The sequence below is a fragment of the Massilia sp. BHUDP2 genome, assembly GCF_046236355.1.
Lineage (GTDB): Bacteria > Pseudomonadota > Gammaproteobacteria > Burkholderiales > Burkholderiaceae_D > Telluria > Telluria varians.
Map to the genome: position 1 here is coordinate 168,229 of NZ_JBJUVW010000002.1, position 17,176 is coordinate 185,404.

The window sequence follows — 17,176 nt, forward strand, 5'->3', positions numbered from 1 at the left end:
CGCAGGCGCCTGTCTCCTCGTTCAATCGAGCGATCAGTGCTTGACCACTTCGGTCGAGCCCTCCGCAGCCGCGCTCGGCGTGACGGCCACCGGTGCCGCCGCCACCTCCGCCAGCGGCTCCGGCTGGCGCTCCAGCGCAACTTCCAGGACCTTCTCGATCCAGCGCACCGGCACGATCTCGAGCTTGTTCTTGACGTTGTCCGGAATCTCGGCCAGGTCCTTCACGTTCTGCTCGGGGATCAGGACCGTCTTGATGCCGCCGCGATGCGCCGCCAGCAGCTTTTCCTTCAGGCCGCCGATCGGCAGGACTTCGCCGCGCAGCGTGATCTCGCCGGTCATCGCCACGTCGGCGCGCACCGGGATACCGGTGAAGGCCGAGACCAGCGCCGTCGTCATGCCGATACCGGCCGACGGACCATCCTTCGGCGTCGCGCCTTCCGGCACGTGGATGTGGATGTCGGTCTTCTCGAACGCTTCGGCCTTGATGCCGAAGCGCTGGGCACGCGAACGGACCACCGTGCGCGCCGCCTCGATCGACTCCTTCATCACGTCGCCCAGGGTACCGGTGCGGATGATGGCGCCCTTGCCCGGCACGTTCACGGCTTCGATGGTCAGGAGGTCACCGCCCACCTCGGTCCAGGCCAGGCCGACCACCTGGCCGATCTGGTTTTCCTTCTCGGCCACGCCGAAGTCGTAGCGGCGCACGCCCAGGAACTTGTCCAGGTTCTTGGCGCCCACCGTGATCTTCTTCTCGGCCTTGGTGAGGAGCAGCATCTTGACGACCTTGCGGCAGATCTTCGAGATCTCGCGCTCGAGCGAACGCACGCCCGCTTCACGGGTGTAGTAGCGGATGATGTCGCGGATCGCCGATTCCTCGACCTTGATCTCGCCTTCCTTCAGGCCGTTGTTCTTGATCTGCTTCGGCAGCAGGTAGCGCTGCGCGATGCTGGTCTTCTCGTCCTCGGTGTAACCCGACAGGCGGATCACTTCCATCCGGTCCAGCAGCGCCGGCGGGATGTTGAAGGAGTTCGAGGTGGCCACGAACATCACGTCCGACAGGTCGAAATCGACTTCCACATAGTGGTCGCTGAAGGTGTGGTTCTGCGCCGGGTCCAGCACCTCGAGCAGGGCCGAGGACGGATCGCCGCGGAAGTCCGCGCCCATCTTGTCGATTTCGTCGAGCAGGAACAAGGGGTTGCGCACGCCAACCTTGGACAGCGACTGCAGCACCTTGCCCGGCATCGAGCCGATGTAGGTACGGCGGTGGCCGCGGATCTCGGCCTCGTCGCGCACGCCGCCCAGTGCCATGCGCACGTACTTGCGGTTGGTGGCGCGGGCGATCGATTCGCCCAGCGAGGTTTTACCCACGCCCGGAGGACCGACGAAGCACAGGATCGGCGCCTTCAGCTTGTCGACGCGCTGCTGCACCGCGAGGTACTCGAGGATGCGTTCCTTGATCTTGTCGAGGCCGTAGTGATCGGCTTCCAGCACCTGCTGGGCCTTCTCGAGGTCGATCGTGACCTTCGACTTCTTCTTCCACGGCAGGCCGACCAGCGTGTCGATGTAGTTGCGCACGACGGTGGCTTCGGCGGACATCGGCGACATCAGCTTGAGCTTCTTGATCTCGGCCTGCGCCTTTTCCAATGCCTCTTTCGGCATCTTGGCAGCGATGACCTTCTTCTCCAGCTCTTCGATGTCGGCGCCCTCTTCGCCTTCACCCAGTTCCTTCTGGATCGCTTTGACCTGTTCGTTCAGGTAGTACTCGCGCTGCGACTTTTCCATCTGGCGCTTGACGCGGCCGCGAATGCGCTTCTCGACCTGCAGGATGTCCAGTTCGCCTTCCAGCTGGCCGAGCAGGTGCTCGAGGCGCTTGGCGACGTTGAAGATTTCCAGGATGACCTGCTTCTGCTCGAGCTTGAGCGGCAGGTGCGCGGCCACGGTGTCGGCCAGGCGGCCGGCGTCGTCGATGCCTGCCAGCGAGGCCAGGATCTCGGGAGGGATCTTCTTGTTGAGTTTGACGTACTGGTCGAACTGCTGGACGATGGCGCGACGCATCGCCTCGACTTCGGAGTCGTCGCCGATTTCCGAGGCGACCGGGGTCAGCTCGGCGGTAAAGTGGGTGGCGCCATCGGTGATGTGATCGATGCGCGCGCGCTGGGCGCCCTCGACCAGGACCTTCACGGTGCCGTCGGGGAGTTTCAGCATTTGCAGAATATTGGCCACGCAGCCGATCTCGTAGATGTCTGCGGCGGAAGGTTCGTCCTTGGCGGCGGCTTTCTGGGCAGCCAGCATGATGCTCTTGCCCTGCTCCATCGCGGCCTCCAGGGCCTTGATCGATTTCGGACGGCCGACGAACAGAGGTATCACCATATGCGGGAACACGACCACGTCGCGCAGCGGCAGGAGAGGCAGCGTCGTTTGCTCGGTTAATTTCGAAGTTGTCATGGCATACCTTATAGAAACGTGTTGCTGAACTTGGGCACTCGCAGCGCAAATCTCAAGACCACCGCGAATATATTTTCTACGAGTAAAAGAATATCAATGTTTAGAAAATATAGCCGTTCCGATAAAAAACGCGTTTTCAAATGAAAAAGCCACTGCGCGAGCGAGCTCGCGAGTGGCTTTTCGATTGAAGCCGGCGTCTTTTATTGAAGTAAATTGTACCTTCAAGAATCCGTACGGCAAGACTTTTGTGGCAAAAGAACGCGCCTTTTTTTAGTTCTCGCCAGAAGCTTTTGGCGTTTCGCTATAAATCAGCAAAGGTTTCGCAGCATTCGTGATCGTATTTTCATCGATCACGACTTTCACCACGTTCTGCTGGCTTGGCAGTTCGTACATAACGTCCAGCAGTGCATGCTCGAGAATCGAGCGCAGGCCGCGGGCGCCGGTCTTGCGTGCCAGGGCCTTGCGCGCGATCGCGTGCAGTGCCGCAGGACGTATTTCGAGTTCGGCGCCTTCCATTTCAAGCAGCTTCGAGTACTGTTTGATCAAGGCATTCTTGGGCTCGATCAGGATCTGGATCAGCGCCTCTTCCGTCAGCTCGCTCAGGGTCGCAACGACAGGCAGACGGCCGACCAGTTCCGGGATCAGGCCGAACTTGATCAGGTCTTCCGGCTCGGCTTCCATCAGGATTTCGCTGTTGGCGCGCTCGGTCTGGCTCTTGACCGTGGCCGCGAAACCGATGCCGCTCTTTTCCGAACGGTTCTGGATGATCTTGGCCAGGCCGTCGAAGGCGCCGCCGCAGATGAACATGATGTTGGTCGTGTCGATCTGGACGAAGTCCTGGTTCGGATGCTTGCGGCCGCCCTGCGGGGGCACCGAGGCCATGGTGCCCTCGATGAGCTTGAGCAGGGCCTGCTGCACGCCCTCGCCCGACACGTCACGGGTGATCGACGGGTTGTCGGACTTGCGCGAGATCTTGTCGATCTCGTCGATGTAGACGATACCGCGCTGGGCCTTCTCGACTTCGTAGTTGCAGCTCTGCAGCAGCTTCTGGATGATGTTCTCGACGTCTTCACCGACATAGCCAGCTTCGGTCAGCGTGGTCGCGTCGGCGATCACGAAGGGGACGTTGAGCATGCGCGCCAGGGTCTGGGCCAGCAGGGTCTTGCCGGAACCGGTCGGGCCGACGAGCAGGATGTTGCTCTTGGCCAGTTCGATGTCGTCCTTCTTGCCCAGGTGCTTGAGGCGCTTGTAGTGGTTGTACACCGCCACCGACAGGATGCGCTTGGCCGTCTGCTGGCCGATCACGTACTGGTCGAGCAGTTCGGTGATTTCGTGAGGCGTCGGCAGATCGGACTTGGCGCCCGCCACCGATTCGACATTGGAAGTCTCGTCGCGGATGATGTCGTTGCACAGGTCGATGCATTCATCGCAGATGAACACCGACGGTCCCGCGATCAGCTTCTTGACTTCGTGCTGGCTCTTTCCGCAGAACGAGCAGTACAGAAGTTTTTCGCCGCTGGAGGATTTTTTGTCAGACATGGGGCAGGTTATCTAATAAGTTGCTTGAATATAACGCTAATACGGGTACGCAACAAGTGCGCACACGAACATGCTACCCGAAATAAAAACGAAACGCCCGAACACGTTTTGCGCCCGGGCGTTTTTTGGCAACACCTTGGCGGCGTCGCAACGCGCTTTCCTTACGCGCGGTTCGTCAGCACGCGGTCGATCATGCCGTATTCAACGGCCTCTTCCGCCGACATGAAGCGGTCGCGGTCGGTGTCGCGGTGGATCTGCTCGATGCTCTGGCCGGTGTTCTCGGACATGATGCGCGCCAGGCGCTCGCGCAGGTACAGGATTTCCTTGGCCTGGATCTCGATGTCCGAAGCCATGCCCTGCGAACCGCCGGACGGCTGGTGGATCATGACGCGCGAGTTCGGCAGCGAGAAACGCTTGCCCTTGGCGCCGGCGGCCAGCAGGAAGGCGCCCATCGAGGCGGCCAGGCCGGTACACAGGGTGGAGACGTCCGGCTTGATGAAGTTCATCGTGTCGAAAATCGCCAGGCCCGCCGAGACCGAACCGCCCGGCGAGTTGATGTACAGCGAGATGTCCTTGTCCGGATTCTCGCTTTCCAGGAACAGCAGCTGGGCCACGATCAGGTTGGCCATCTGGTCGTTGACAGGGCCGACCAGGAAGATCACGCGCTCTTTGAGGAGGCGCGAGTAGATGTCATAGGCGCGCTCGCCGCGGCCGCTTTGTTCGACCACCATCGGCACGAGGCCGAGTGCTTGGGTATCCAATGCCGGATTACGAATCATACCTGTCTCGTTCCTTGTAAATAGGGTTCAGAAAGCCAATTCTAGCAGTTGCGTGCGAATTCCACAGACACGTAGGGTGGGCAGCTCCGCTGCCCACGCGGTGATAGTCATCGGCTCCGATACCGGGCTCGGCGATCTCGCCTTTAACTATCACCGCGTGGGCGGGAGACCCGCCCACCCTACGATTAAACCACAACAGCTTTGCAGATCGGAATCTATTAACCCTGGACGTTGCCGCCCATCAGTTCATCGAAAGCGATGGTCTTGCTGCTGACCTTCGCCTTGCCGAGGACGTAGTTAACGACGTTTTCTTCCAATACAAGAGCTTCCACTTCGGCCAGGCGGCGGCGGTCGCTGTAGTAGTACTTCAGGACTTCCTTCGGATCTTCGTAGCTCTGCGAGAAGTCTTCGATCTGGGCCTTGACCTGCTCCTGGGTCGCCTGCAGGTTGTTATCTTGCACCAGCTGCGACAGGATCAGGCCCAGGCGCACGCGGCGCTCGGCCTTGTCGGCGAACATTTCCGGCGGGAACGGCATTGCCTTGACGTCCATGCCACGCTGCGCCATGTCCTGGCGGGTCATCTCGGCCAGGCGCTCCGAATCCTGCTGAATCATGGCCTTCGGCACGTCCAGTTCGGTCGACTTGACCAGCGCGTCCATCACGGCTTCCTTGTTGCGGGCCTTGATGCGGGCGTTGACTTCACGCTCCAGGTTGGTCTTGATGTCTTCGCGCATTTTCTCGATCGAGCCGTCTTCGATGCCCAGCGACTTGGCGAATTCCGCGTCGACTTCCGGCATGTGGGCCCATTCGAGCTTGTTCAGGGTGATGGTGAACTCGGCGGTCTTGCCGGCCACGTCCTTGCCATGGTAATCCTCAGGGAAAGGCAGCGGGAAGGTCTTGCTTTCGCCGACCTTCAGGCCCACGGTCGCGGCTTCGAATTCCGGCAGCATGCGGCCTTCGCCCAGCACGAATGCGTAGTTCTCGGCCTTGCCGCCGGCGAACTCTTCGCCGTCGATCTTGCCGACGAAGTCCACGGTGACGCGGTCGCCGTTGGCAGCCACGGCTTCGCCGCCGGTGCCGTGCTCGCCCTCTTCACCCTTGGTGTGGTAGTGCACGCGCTGCTTGCGCAGGATGTCGATGGTCTTGTCGATCTCGGCGTCGCTCACCTCGGCGGCAACGGTTTCGATCTCGGTGGCGGCCAGGTCGCCCAGCACGACTTCAGGATAGACTTCGAAGGTCGCGTCGAAGGCCAGCATGCCTTCCGGTGCTTCCTCTTTCGGTTCGATTTTCGGGAAACCGGCAACGCGCAGCTGGTTCTCGTTGGCGGCTTCGTTGAACGCGCGGCCGACCTTGTCGTTCAGCACGTCCGATTCGATCTGGTAACCGTACTGCGCAGCGACCATCTTGAGCGGCACCTTGCCTGGGCGGAAGCCCGGGGCCTTTGCCGTCTTGGCCTGCTTCTTGAGGCGCTTTTCGACCTCCGTACGGACGTCAGCTACCGGAAAAGTGATCGTCAAGCGACGCTCGAGTTTACCCAGGGTTTCGACTGCAGTTGCCATTATAAAAATCGTCCAAAAAAATAATTATTCGTGGTGCGAGGAGGGGGACTCGAACCCCCACACCATTGCTGGCGTCAGGACCTAAACCTGGTGCGTCTACCAATTTCGCCATCCTCGCGGAAGGATTGCATTTTTGCCACAAAAACAAAGGGCGCCCGACAGTGAAACCGGCCGCCCTGCACTCCTCTGTTTAGGGGCTACAACTTCAATCGATTATTTTACTGGATTTTCTGTCACTATTGGGGCGTTTTTTGCTGTGCGTGTGGGGATGGGAGCTCATCTATATAGAGGAGCCCGTCCTCCAGCCTAGGTGATTTTCGGCCCGCTCGGCTTCTTGACCCGGAACCACGCCGCATACAGGGCCGGCAGGAACAGCAGGGTGAGCGCCGTCGCCACCAGCAGGCCGCCCATGATCGCCACCGCCATCGGTCCCCAGAACACGGAGCGCGACAGCGGAATCATTGCCAGCGCCGCCGCGGCGGCCGTCAGCAGGATCGGCCGGCAGCGCCGCACCGCCGCCTCGACGATCGCGTCCCAGGCTTCTGCCCCGCCCGCGATGTCCTGCTCGATCTGGTCCACCAGGATCACCGAATTGCGGATGATCATGCCGAACAGCGCGATCACGCCCAGGTTGGCGACGAAACCGAAGGGCCGGCCGAACACCAAGAGCGCCATCGCCGCACCCGCGATCCCGAGCGGCCCGGTGAGGAAGACCAGCAACGAACGCGAAAAGCTGTGCAGCTGCAGCATCAGGAGCGTGAACACGATGAACAGCACCAGCGGTACGTTGGCCATGATCGAGGCTTCCGCATCCGAGCTGTCGGCCGCCGCGCCCTCCACCTTGAGGCGGTAGCCCGCCGGCAGCCTGGCGCGGATCGCGGCCAGCTTCTCGTCCACCTGGGCGGTGACGGTGGGGCCCTGGATGCCTTCCACCACGTCGGACTGGACCATGATGGCCCACTCGCGCCCCTCGCGCCAGACCACGCCCGGCTCCCAGACGAAGGCCACGCGCGCCACCTGCCCGACCGGCACGGCGCCGCCGGCGGCGGTCGGCACCAGGGCCTCCGACAGGCGGGTGATGGTCGAACGCTCTTCGAGCGGCTGGCGCACCACGATGTCGATCAGGCGGTTGGTCTCGCGGAACTGGCCCACCGGCGTGCCGGTGAGCGTGGTGTTGATCACGCGCCGCACCGCCTGCGAGGTGACGCCGAGCGCGCGCAGCTTGTCCTGGTCGAGGTCGAGGCGCAGCACCTTGACCGCCTCGTTCCAGTTGTCGTTGACGCCCACCGTGTTCGGATTGGCGCGCATGACTTCCCTCACCTCGTCGGCGACCTTGCGCACCACGCCGATGTCCGGACCCAGCACCTGGAACTGCACCGGATAAGCCACCGGCGGCCCGTTCGGCAGCAGCTTCACGCGCCCGCGCACCTCGGGGAAGTCATTGCGGAAGGCTTCCTCGATTCTCAAGCGCAGCGCCTCGCGCGCGGCCGCATCCACCGGCAGGACGACCAGCTGGGACACGTTCGACTGCGGGAAGATCTGGTCCAGCGGCAGGTAAAAGCGCGGGCTGCCGGTGCCGACATAGCTGGTCACGCTCTGCACGCCCTGCTGCTGCTTGAGGAAACCCTCGAAGCGCTTGACGACCGCCTCGTTCGCCGCGAAGCTCGTGCCTTCCGGCGACCACATCTCGACCATCAGTTCGGGACGGCTGGAATCCGGGAAGAACTGCTTCTCGATGAAATTAAAGCCGAACACGCCCAGCGCGAACACGCCCAGGCTCAGGGCGATCGTGGTCTTGCGCCACTCGACGCAGCGGTTCACGAGGCGCCGGAAACGCTCGTAGGCCGGGCTATCGAACACGTCGTGCGAAGATTCGCCCTGGCCGTGCGGCTTGACCTTCAGCAGGATGTAGCCGATGTAGGGCGTGAACACCACCGCCACCACCCACGAGATCAAGAGGGCGAGCGCGTTCACCGAGAACATCGTGAAGGTGTATTCGCCGGCGGCCGACTTGGCCAGGCCGATCGGCAGGAAGCCCGCCGCCGTGATCAGGGTGCCGGTCAGCATCGGCATCGCGGTGGAGGTGTAGGCGAAGGTGGCGGCCTCGAAGCGCGACAGGCCCTCTTCCATCTTGCGCACCATCATCTCGACCGCGATGATGGCGTCGTCCACCAGCAGGCCGAGCGCGATGATCAGGGCGCCCAGCGAGATCTTGTGCAGCGAGATGTCGAGCACCCGCATGAAGAGAAAAGTAATTGCCAGCACCAGCGGAATCGTCAGCGCCACCACCAGGCCGGGGCGCACGTCGATGCGCAGCTTCGGCTTGGTGTGCAGGCCGAGCGCGATGAAGGACACGGCCAGCACGATGACCACCGCCTCGATCAGCACCTTAATGAATTCGTTGACCGAGGCGGTGACGGCCTGCGGCTGGTTCGACACGCGCTCGAGCTCGATGCCGACCGGCAGCTGGGCCTTGACGCGGGCGACGGTCTCGTCCAGGCCCTCGCCGAGACGGATGATGTTGCCGCCCTTTTCCATCGATACGCCCAGGCCGATCACTTCCTTGCCGTTGAAGCGCATCTTGTCGCGCGGCGGGTCCTGGTAGCCGCGCTTCACGGTAGCGAAGTCGCCCAGCCGGAAAGTGGTATTCCCGGCGCGCAGCTGCAGGTTTTCCAGCAACTCGAGACTCTTCAGGGCGCCGGTGACGCGCACCTGCAGGTTGTCGCTCGGCGTCACCAGGACGCCGCTCGCCTCGACCTGGTTCTGGGTAGCGATCTGGTTGACGATCTGCTCGAAGGGCACGCCCAGCTGGGCGAACTTCTTGCTGGAGAATTCGATGTAGATCTTCTCGGCCTGCACGCCGAACTGCTCCACTTTCGCGACCAGCGGCACCTTGAGCAGCTGCTGGCGCACAAAGTCGGCGTAGTCGCGCATCTCGGCCGGCGTGAAACCGTCGCCCGAAAGCGCGAAAATCGAGCCGTAGGTGTCGCCGAATTCGTCGTTGAAGAAGGGCCCGACCACGCCCTGCGGCAGGGTGGCCGCCATGTCGCCGACCTTTTTGCGCACCTGGTACCAGGTCGGCGCCGTTTCAAGGGGCGGCGTGGACTCGCGCAGGAAGACCAGGATGGTGGTCTCGCCCGGCTTGGAGAAGCTGCGGATGCGCTCGATGTAGGGCGTCTCCTGCAGCTTCCTCTCGAGCGGATCGGTCACCTGCTCGGCCATCTGCACCGCGGTGGCCCCAGGCCACACGGCGCTCACCACCATCGCGCGGAAGGTGAAGGGCGGGTCTTCGTCCTGGCCCAGCTGCTGGTAGCTCAGGATGCCGCCGATCAGGAGCGCGGCGATCAGGTAGCGCGTGAGCGGGATGTGCTCCAGCGCCCAGCGCGACAGGTTGAAACCCCTCATTTGCCAGCTCCATCGGCGCCGCCGACTGCGGCGGCCTCCGTATCGCCGCGGCGCGCCACGTCGGCCGTCAGGATGCGCACCTTCTGGCCCGGCTTGAGCAGGTGCACGCCGGCCGTCACCACGGTCTGGCCGGGCTGCACGCCGCCCGAGAGCAGGATGTCGTTCCCCGACTGGCCCGCCACCTTAACCTTGCGCATCTGCACCACGCCCTTGTCAACGACCCAGACGCCCGTCACGCCCTTGTCCTGGACCAGGGCGCTGAGCGGCACCCGCAGCGCCGCGGCGTTCGCCCCGCCGCCGGTGCTCATTTCCACCGTGGCCGTCATGCCGAGCCGGATGTCGGCGCGCGCCGGGATCGACACCTTGACGGTATAGGTACGGGTCGCCGGATCGGCCACCGGCGAGACTTCGCGGATCTTGCCGGGAATGTCTTCGTCGCGGTTGGCCCACAGGCGCACGTTGACGTTGCTGGCCTGGCGCAGCGCCTCGACCCGGTCTTCGGGGATGCCGATCACGACTTCCTTCTCGTCGGTGCGGGCCACCCGCACCACCGGCGCGCCGGCGGCCACCACCTGGCCGACTTCGGCGTCGACCGCCGTCACCACGCCGTCGGCGTCCGATTCGAGGTTGGCATAGCCGGCCTGGTTCGACTGGCCGCGGAAGCCCGCGCGCGCCGCATCGACGTTGGCCTGGGCCGCGCGCAGCGCCGCCTGCTTGGCATCGAGGACGGCCTGGCTGACGAAATTCTGGGCGCGCAGGTTCTGGTGGCGCTTGTAGTCGGCCTGGGCCAGATCGCGCTCGGTCTCGGCGGCGCGCAGGGTGGCGCGCGCCTGCGCCTCGGCCAGGCGCAGGTCCTGCGGATCGAGGCGCATCAGCACCTGGCCGTCCTTGACATTGGCGCCGACGTCGACCCGGCGCTCGACGATCTTGCCGCCCACCCGGAAGCCCAGCCGCGATTCGTAGCGCGGGCGCACGTCGCCCGAGAACTCGACCCGCTCGCCGCCGGCGCCGGCGGCCAGCACGATGGCGCGCACCGGGCGCACCTCCTCCACCCTGGGTTCCTCCTTGCCGCATCCGGCCAGGAGGAAGAGCAGCAAGGGCGCGGCGTATGCGGCGCGCATGAGGGAAAAGGTCGGACGAAACTTCGGAGATGCAGACACGTGGGGTCCCCTGTCGATCATGTGCCAAGTTAGGGCATTTGTAATCAAGCAATTATAATCAGTGACAGAGCCAGAAACCCGACATTAGAGTCAACAGTCAAATATGCCAGTTGAGCATTACGAGAACTTCCCGGTTGCCTCCTTCCTGCTGCCGCGCCGCCTGGCGCCCGCGGTCGAGGCCATCTATGCCTTCGCCCGCAGCGCCGACGACATCGCCGACGAGGGCGACGCCGCCCCGCCCGAGCGCCTGGCCGAGCTGGAGCGCTATGGGCGGGAGCTCGCGGCCATCGAACGCGGCCACACGCCCGCCGACCCGCTGTTCGGGCGCCTGGCCGGCGTGGTGCGCGAGTTCCGGCTGCCGGTCGCGCCCATGCACGACCTGCTGTCGGCCTTCCGCCAGGACGTGAGCACCACCCGCTATGCCGATTACACCGCGCTGCTCGACTATTGCCGGCGCTCCGCCAACCCGGTCGGGCGGCTGATGCTGGAACTCTACGACGCCGTCGACGAGCGCAACCTGCGCGATTCGGACGCGATCTGCACGTCGCTACAGCTCATTAATTTCTGGCAAGACGTCGCGATCGACCTGCCCAAGGGCCGCATCTACCTGCCGCTGGAAGACCTGGAGCGGCACGGCGTGTCGGAGGCGGAGCTGGCCTCCGCGCCGGCCACTCCGGCCTGGCGCGCCCTGATGCGCTTCGAGGTGGAGCGCGCCCGCGCCCTGATGCTCAGCGGCACCCCGCTGGTGCACCGCCTGCCGGGCCGCATCGGCTGGGAACTGCGCCTCATGGTGCAGGGCGGGCTGCGCATTCTGGAAGCGATCGAAAAGGCCGAGTACGACGTGTTCCGGCGCCGTCCGACCCTGGCGGCGGCGGACTGGATCGTGGTGGCCTGGCGCGCTTTGAAGATGTGATCGATGTTCGCAGAGCTATCCGTATCGGCTAAGATAGCGGATTCGCCTCAGCAATCAGCAACAAAACAATAAATACATGTCCCCCGACGAATACTGCCAGCATAAGACGGTCCAAAGCGGCTCCAGCTTCTACTACAGCTTCCTGTTCCTGCCGCCGGAGCGCCGCCGCGCGATCACCGCGCTGTACGCCTTCTGCCGCGAGGTCGACGACACCGTCGACGAAACTTCCGACGCGTCGGTCGCGCGCATCAAGCTGGCCTGGTGGCGCACCGAAGTCTCGGCCATGTACAAGGGCTCGCCGACGCACCCGGTGACCCAGGCGCTGCAGCCGCACGTCGCGACCTACAAGCTGGAAGAACAGCACCTGCAGGCCATCATCGACGGCATGGAGATGGACCTCGACCAGAGCCGCTACCTCGACTTCGCCGGCCTGCAGAAGTACTGCTGGCGGGTGGCCGGCGTGGTCGGCATCCTGTCGGCCAGCATCTTCGGCTACACCAGGCCGGAGACCCTGGCCTATGCCGAGAAGCTCGGCCTGGCCTTCCAGCTGACCAACATAATCCGCGACGTCGGCGACGATGCGCGCAAGGGCCGCATCTACATCCCGGTCAACGAGCTGCAGCAGTTCAACGTGACCGCCGCCGACATCCTCAACTTCCGCCACAGCGAGAAGTTCGAGGCCCTGATGCGCTTCCAGAATGAACGCGCCCAGCGCACCTACGACGAGGCCCTGGCCCTGCTGCCGAAAGAAGACCGGCGCGCCCAGCGCCCCGGCCTGATGATGGCCGCCATCTACCGTACCCTGCTCGACGAGATCGCGCGCGACAACTTCCAGGTGCTGAACCAGCGCATCTCGCTCACGCCGCTGCGCAAGCTGTGGCTGGCCTGGAAGACCTATGTCCGCACTTGACACGAGCGGCCTGCGGGTCGCCGTGGCCGGCGGCGGCTGGGCCGGCTGCGCCGCCGCGGTCGAACTGGCGGCCGGCGGCGCCCGGGTCACCCTGGTGGAAAGCGCGCGCAGCCTCGGCGGCCGCGCGCGCGGCGTCGAGGTGGGGGGAAGGATGCTCGACAACGGCCAGCACATCCTGCTGGGCGCCTATGGCGAAACCCTGCGCCAGCTGGCCCGGGTCGGCATCGATCCGGACCAGGCCCTGCTGCGCCTGCCGGTGCAGATGCGCTATCCCGAGGGCAGCGGCGGCATGGACTTCGTCGCTCCGCGCTGGCCGGCGCCGCTGCACCTGCTTGCCGCCCTGGTACGCGCCAAGGGGCTGGCGCGCGCGGACAAGCTGGCCCTGGCCCGCTTCACCACCGCGGCGCGCACGATGGGGTGGGTGCTGTACAACGATTGCACCGTCGACGAACTGCTCGAGCGCTTCGACCAGACCCCGCGCCTGAACCGCCTGCTGTGGCATCCGCTGTGCATCGCCGCGCTCAACACGCCGCCGGAACGGGCCTCGGCCAAGGTGTTCCTGGCGGTGCTGCGCGACAGCCTGGGCGCGAAGCGGCGCGCGGCCTCGGACATGCTGCTGCCGCGCATGGACATGGGCGCCCTGTTCCCGCAGGCGGCGGCGCGCTTCGTCGCGCAGCATGGCGGCGAGGTGCACCTGGGGTGCAAGCTCACGGCCGCCGCGCCCACCGACAGCGGCTGGCGGCTCAGCCTGAGCGGCGGCGATGCCGAATTCGACGCCCTGGTGCTGGCCACACCCGCCACCCAGTCCGCCGCCATCCTGGCGCCGCACGCGCAGGACGTGGCCGCGCAGCTGGCTGCGCTGGCCTACGAGCCGATCGCGACCTGCTACCTGCAGTATGACGCGTCGGTGCGCCTCGACCTGCCCTTCTACGCCCTGCTCGACGATCCGGCGCAGGGGCGCTGGGGCCAGTTCGCCTTCGACCGGGGCCAGCTCGATGCCACCCAGCCGGGCCTGCTGGCGGTGGTGGTCAGCGCCGCCGCCGAGGCGGCAGCGCTCGACCAGGGGGCGCTCGGCAAGATGATCGCGGCCCAGCTGGCCCACGACCTGCGCCGCCCGGAGCTGGCCACGCCGGAGTGGACCCGGGTGATCACCGAGAAGCGCGCGACCTTTTCCTGCACCCCGGGCCTGCTTCGCCCAGGCAATGAAACACCCCTGCCCGGCCTGGTGCTGGCGGGCGACTACACGGCCGGCGACTACCCGGCGACGCTCGAGACCGCCGTGCAGAGCGGCGTAGCGGCCGCCACGCTTATCCGTGCCTACGGCAAGCTGCCCCCAGAAAAACGCAGACTGTCGCACACCGATGGCGGCCAGGAGCCGACTTCCGTAAAGTAGCAGCATCGAAACAGGCCTTACGGATTGAACAAGATCATGAACAAGATGAGCAACTTCGAACTCGGTGTGCGCGCCCTGGCCTTGGTGGCCGTCGTGGCCTTCAGCACCGCCGTGCTGGTCGAGCCCGAACTCATCGGCGGCAGCAAGGGCGACACCGCGCTGGCGATCGGCGCGATCCCGGCGCTCAGTCACCACTGATATCCACTACTCTGATCGGAACGGCTCAACATGGGCAAACTGGAATATCTCGACGCGCTCAAGCGGGCCCTGGGCGGCCTGCCGCCGCAGATCCAGGCCAAGACCCTGGCCTGGTATGAGCAGCGCTTCGTGGACGGCGTCGCTGCGGGCCGCAGCGAGGCCAGCATCGCCGAAGAACTCGACGACCCGCGCAAAGTCGCGGTGACGCTGCGCGCCAACGCCCACATGGACGCGTTCAAGGAAAAGAAGTCCCCTGCCAACGCCGTGCGCATGCTGGTCGCCGGCGTTGGCTTGCTGGTCTTTAACCTCTTCATGGCGATCCCGGCGGCCGTGTACGCTTCGCTGCTGGTCGCGGTCTACGGCACCGCGCTCGGCTTCTACGTCTCGGGCATCGCGATCACCGCCAGCGGCCTGGCCGGCGCCAGCGAGCTGGTGCTGAACAATCCGCTGCACCGGATCGAAGTCATGGCCGACGGCGAGCGCCGCGAAACGGTCGAGAACAGCCGCACCCGGGTCTCGATCGGAAAGCAGGGCATCCATGTCTACGAGGACGAGCCGGAGGAAGACAGCGCTGCCGCCGACGACCCGGCCGAGGTGGCCAAGTCCTCGATCGTCATCCGCCGCGCCGAGAAGGTGGCCGACGCCGGCATCCGGATCAGCACCGACATGGACGGCGAATCGCGCACCACCCAGACCCTGGTCGGCTTCGCCATGGTACTCGGCGGGATCCTGCTGTTCCTGCTGTCGCTGGTGATCACCAAGTACACCTTCATCGGCCTGAAGCGCTACGTCAGGATGAACCTGTCGCTTCTACGGGGAGCCTGAACATGCGCGCATTGCTGAAAGTCGGATTCAGCCTCCTGATGCTGGCCTTCGTCCTGATCGGCCTGAGCTATGCGGCGCTGCGCGCCAACGGCGTGGCCGCGGCCAGCGAGGGCCGCCAGGTGAGCAGCGAGAAGCGCGAGGTGCCGGCCGCAATCACGGCGATCGACCTGGATGGACCGATCGACCTGAACGTGCGCTACGGTGCGACGCCCTCGCTCGAGGTGCGCGGCGAGGCGCGCCTGCTCAACAACGTCGACGTGAATGCCGACGGCGAGGTACTGCACATCGGCCTGCGCGGCATGGTGCTGGGCCACCGCCGCCCGCTGCAGGTGGAACTGGTGCTGCCGCGCCTGGACAGCGTCAAGATCGACGGCAGCGGCGACAGCAGCGTCAACGGCTTCTCGGGCGAGCGCATCGAAGCACGCATGCAGGGTTCCGGCAGCCTGCGCTTCAACGGGCGCTTCCGCCAGGTCGACGCGGCCCTCAGCGGCAGCGGCGAACTGGACCTGAATGCGGGCCCAAGCATCGAGCGCTTCGATGCCGTGCTGACCGGTTCCGGCCACCTGACCATCGTCGGCGGCACCCGCGAACTGCATGCCAATGCCAGCGGTTCCGGCGAACTCGATGCGCGCCACCTGCGCGCCGAGAAGGTCGAGGTGAGCCAGACCGGCTCGGGCCGCAGCACGGTGCATGCGCGCCAGAGCGTCGCGGCCTCGATCTCGGGCAGCGGCGACATCGAAGTGACCGGCAATCCGGCCGAGCGCAACGTCAGCCGCAGCGGCAGCGGCTCGGTGACCTTCAGCGAGTAAAGCCGAGCCAGGCGAGCGCGTCGCCCCCGGCGGCGCGTCCGCTGCCGAAGCAGGCGGTGAGCAGGTAGCCGCCGGTCGGCGCTTCCCAGTCGAGCATTTCTCCCGCCACGAACACACCCGGCAGCGCGCGCAGCATCGCGCTGTTCCCGTCCAGCGCCTCGAAACGCACCCCGCCCGCGCTGCTGATCGCCTCATCGATCGGGCGCGGACGCACCAGTACGAGCGGCAAGGCCTTGAGCGCCCGCGCCACCCTGCCTGGGTCGGCATACGCTTGCTTCGACAGGCATTCGTGCAGCAGGCCGGCTTTCACGCCCTTGATCCCGAGGCGCCCCTGCAGGTGGCTCGACATCGAGCGCGAGCCGCGCGGACGCTCGACTTCCGCCAGCACGCGCGCCTCGTCGAGATCGGGCAGCAGGTCGAGCCAGATGGTAGTGCTGCCTTCGGCCGCGATCTGGTCGCGCAAGGGGGCCGAGACGGCGTACACCAGGCTGCCCTCGATACCTGTCTCGGTCACGACGAACTGGCCCTGGCGCTTTTCCAGGGCGCCCCCTGCGCCGCGCCAGGCGATCGCCACGGTGGTCAGCGGCGCGCCCGCATGTTTCTCCCTGAAGTGCGCGCTCCAGTCGACGTCGAAGCCGCAGTTGGACGGGACCAGGGGCGCCACGCCGACACCGCGTTCGGCCAGCAGCGGCGCCCAGGCGCCGTCGGAGCCGAGCCGCGCCCAGCTGGCGCCGCCCAGGGCCAGCACGGTGGCGTCGGCCTCTAACAGGATCTCGCCGTCCGGGGTGGCCATGCGCAGGCGGCCGTCCTGCCAGCCGAGCCAGCGGTGCCGCATGTGGAAGCGCACCCCCGCCTCGCGCAGCCGGTGCAGCCAGGCGCGCAGCAGCGGCGCGGCCTTCATCTCGAGCGGGAACACGCGTCCGGAGCTGCCGACGAAGGTGTCGATGCCGAGTCCATGGATCCAGTCGCGCACCGCCTGCGGGTCGAAGCCTTCCAGCCAGCGCCCGACTTCGCGCTCCCGTTCGCGGTAGCGGCTGCGGAAGGCCGGCAGCGGCTCCGAATGGGTGATGTTCATGCCGCCCTTCCCGGCCAGCAGGAACTTGCGGCCGCTCGAGGGCATCGCATCGTAGACGTCGACCTGCACCCCGCCCGCGGCCAGGGTTTCGGCGGCCATCAGGCCGGCGGGACCGGCGCCGATCACGGCGACGCGTTTGCTTGGGTTGGGCGGCTGGTTCATCGGC

The 17,176-nt window shown here is 65.5% G+C and carries 13 protein-coding genes and 1 tRNA gene; 6 read left to right on the top strand and 8 right to left on the bottom strand.

What is annotated here, in order from left to right:
* Positions 1-33 precede the first annotated feature (33 nt).
* From lon to ACK6C6_RS11545, 7 genes are all read right to left on the bottom strand, one after another.
* On the bottom strand, positions 34-2,445 hold the full coding sequence (gene lon, locus ACK6C6_RS11515; protein WP_409267439.1) for an endopeptidase La: 2,412 nt from the start codon (positions 2,443-2,445) through the stop codon (positions 34-36).
* Between the two features lie 270 nt (positions 2,446-2,715).
* Entirely contained in the window at positions 2,716-3,984 is a 1,269-nt protein-coding gene (gene clpX / locus ACK6C6_RS11520; RefSeq protein ID WP_027864171.1) for an ATP-dependent Clp protease ATP-binding subunit ClpX, read from the bottom strand.
* A gap of 161 nt (positions 3,985-4,145) precedes the next feature.
* Positions 4,146-4,763 carry an ATP-dependent Clp endopeptidase proteolytic subunit ClpP gene (gene clpP, locus ACK6C6_RS11525; RefSeq protein ID WP_027864172.1) on the bottom strand — a complete coding sequence of 206 codons (618 nt, stop codon included), beginning with the start codon at positions 4,761-4,763 and terminating at the stop codon, positions 4,146-4,148.
* A 218-nt stretch (positions 4,764-4,981) separates the two neighbouring features.
* Positions 4,982-6,322 carry a trigger factor gene (gene tig, locus ACK6C6_RS11530; protein ID WP_209586738.1) on the bottom strand — a complete coding sequence of 447 codons (1,341 nt, stop codon included), beginning with the start codon at positions 6,320-6,322 and terminating at the stop codon, positions 4,982-4,984.
* 31 nt (positions 6,323-6,353) lie between these two features.
* A tRNA-Leu gene (locus ACK6C6_RS11535) sits at positions 6,354-6,440 on the bottom strand.
* A gap of 188 nt (positions 6,441-6,628) precedes the next feature.
* Entirely contained in the window at positions 6,629-9,727 is a 3,099-nt protein-coding gene (locus ACK6C6_RS11540; RefSeq protein WP_409267440.1) for an efflux RND transporter permease subunit, read from the bottom strand.
* The gene (locus ACK6C6_RS11545; RefSeq protein ID WP_409267441.1) at positions 9,724-10,848 is read right to left on the bottom strand and encodes an efflux RND transporter periplasmic adaptor subunit; all 1,125 of its coding nucleotides are present in this window, start codon (positions 10,846-10,848) and stop codon (positions 9,724-9,726) included. Before ACK6C6_RS11545 ends, ACK6C6_RS11540 begins: the two co-directional genes overlap by 4 nt.
* A 142-nt stretch (positions 10,849-10,990) precedes the next feature.
* On the opposite strand from ACK6C6_RS11545, the gene hpnC reads away from it, so the two are divergent.
* From hpnC to ACK6C6_RS11575, 6 genes are all read left to right on the top strand, one after another.
* Positions 10,991-11,800: a squalene synthase HpnC gene (gene hpnC, locus ACK6C6_RS11550; RefSeq protein WP_409267442.1), complete on the top strand. Its 810-nt coding sequence runs from the start codon at positions 10,991-10,993 to the stop codon at positions 11,798-11,800.
* Between the two features lie 76 nt (positions 11,801-11,876).
* Positions 11,877-12,710 carry a presqualene diphosphate synthase HpnD gene (gene hpnD / locus ACK6C6_RS11555; protein WP_409267443.1) on the top strand — a complete coding sequence of 278 codons (834 nt, stop codon included), beginning with the start codon at positions 11,877-11,879 and terminating at the stop codon, positions 12,708-12,710.
* Positions 12,697-14,103: a hydroxysqualene dehydroxylase HpnE gene (hpnE, locus tag ACK6C6_RS11560; protein ID WP_409267444.1), complete on the top strand. Its 1,407-nt coding sequence runs from the start codon at positions 12,697-12,699 to the stop codon at positions 14,101-14,103. Before hpnD ends, hpnE begins: the two co-directional genes overlap by 14 nt.
* Before the next feature lie 36 nt (positions 14,104-14,139).
* Positions 14,140-14,301, top strand: a complete 162-nt coding sequence (locus ACK6C6_RS11565; RefSeq protein WP_409267445.1) for a hypothetical protein — start codon at positions 14,140-14,142, stop codon at positions 14,299-14,301.
* 30 nt (positions 14,302-14,331) lie between these two features.
* On the top strand, positions 14,332-15,126 hold the full coding sequence (locus ACK6C6_RS11570) for a DUF1700 domain-containing protein (protein WP_409267446.1): 795 nt from the start codon (positions 14,332-14,334) through the stop codon (positions 15,124-15,126).
* Positions 15,127-15,128: 2 nt separating this feature from the next.
* Positions 15,129-15,935: a head GIN domain-containing protein gene (locus ACK6C6_RS11575; RefSeq protein ID WP_409267447.1), complete on the top strand. Its 807-nt coding sequence runs from the start codon at positions 15,129-15,131 to the stop codon at positions 15,933-15,935.
* Here ACK6C6_RS11575 and ACK6C6_RS11580 read toward each other — a convergent pair.
* Positions 15,925-17,172 carry a TIGR03862 family flavoprotein gene (locus ACK6C6_RS11580; RefSeq protein WP_409267448.1) on the bottom strand — a complete coding sequence of 416 codons (1,248 nt, stop codon included), beginning with the start codon at positions 17,170-17,172 and terminating at the stop codon, positions 15,925-15,927. The genes ACK6C6_RS11575 and ACK6C6_RS11580 overlap by 11 nt on opposite strands.
* Positions 17,173-17,176 lie beyond the last annotated feature (4 nt).

Excerpts from the sequence above, each read along its gene's own strand:
- lon (WP_409267439.1), bottom strand. The coding sequence starts at position 2,445 with ATGACAACTTCGAAATTAACCGAGCAAACGACGCTGCCTCTCCTGCCG.
- clpX (WP_027864171.1), bottom strand. The coding sequence starts at position 3,984 with ATGTCTGACAAAAAATCCTCCAGCGGCGAAAAACTTCTGTACTGCTCG.
- clpP (WP_027864172.1), bottom strand. The coding sequence starts at position 4,763 with ATGATTCGTAATCCGGCATTGGATACCCAAGCACTCGGCCTCGTGCCG.
- tig (WP_209586738.1), bottom strand. The coding sequence starts at position 6,322 with ATGGCAACTGCAGTCGAAACCCTGGGTAAACTCGAGCGTCGCTTGACG.
- ACK6C6_RS11540 (WP_409267440.1), bottom strand. The coding sequence starts at position 9,727 with ATGAGGGGTTTCAACCTGTCGCGCTGGGCGCTGGAGCACATCCCGCTC.
- ACK6C6_RS11545 (WP_409267441.1), bottom strand. The coding sequence starts at position 10,848 with ATGCGCGCCGCATACGCCGCGCCCTTGCTGCTCTTCCTCCTGGCCGGA.
- hpnC (WP_409267442.1), top strand. The coding sequence starts at position 10,991 with ATGCCAGTTGAGCATTACGAGAACTTCCCGGTTGCCTCCTTCCTGCTG.
- hpnD (WP_409267443.1), top strand. The coding sequence starts at position 11,877 with ATGTCCCCCGACGAATACTGCCAGCATAAGACGGTCCAAAGCGGCTCC.
- hpnE (WP_409267444.1), top strand. The coding sequence starts at position 12,697 with ATGTCCGCACTTGACACGAGCGGCCTGCGGGTCGCCGTGGCCGGCGGC.
- ACK6C6_RS11565 (WP_409267445.1), top strand. The coding sequence starts at position 14,140 with ATGAACAAGATGAGCAACTTCGAACTCGGTGTGCGCGCCCTGGCCTTG.
- ACK6C6_RS11570 (WP_409267446.1), top strand. The coding sequence starts at position 14,332 with ATGGGCAAACTGGAATATCTCGACGCGCTCAAGCGGGCCCTGGGCGGC.
- ACK6C6_RS11575 (WP_409267447.1), top strand. The coding sequence starts at position 15,129 with ATGCGCGCATTGCTGAAAGTCGGATTCAGCCTCCTGATGCTGGCCTTC.
- ACK6C6_RS11580 (WP_409267448.1), bottom strand. The coding sequence starts at position 17,172 with ATGAACCAGCCGCCCAACCCAAGCAAACGCGTCGCCGTGATCGGCGCC.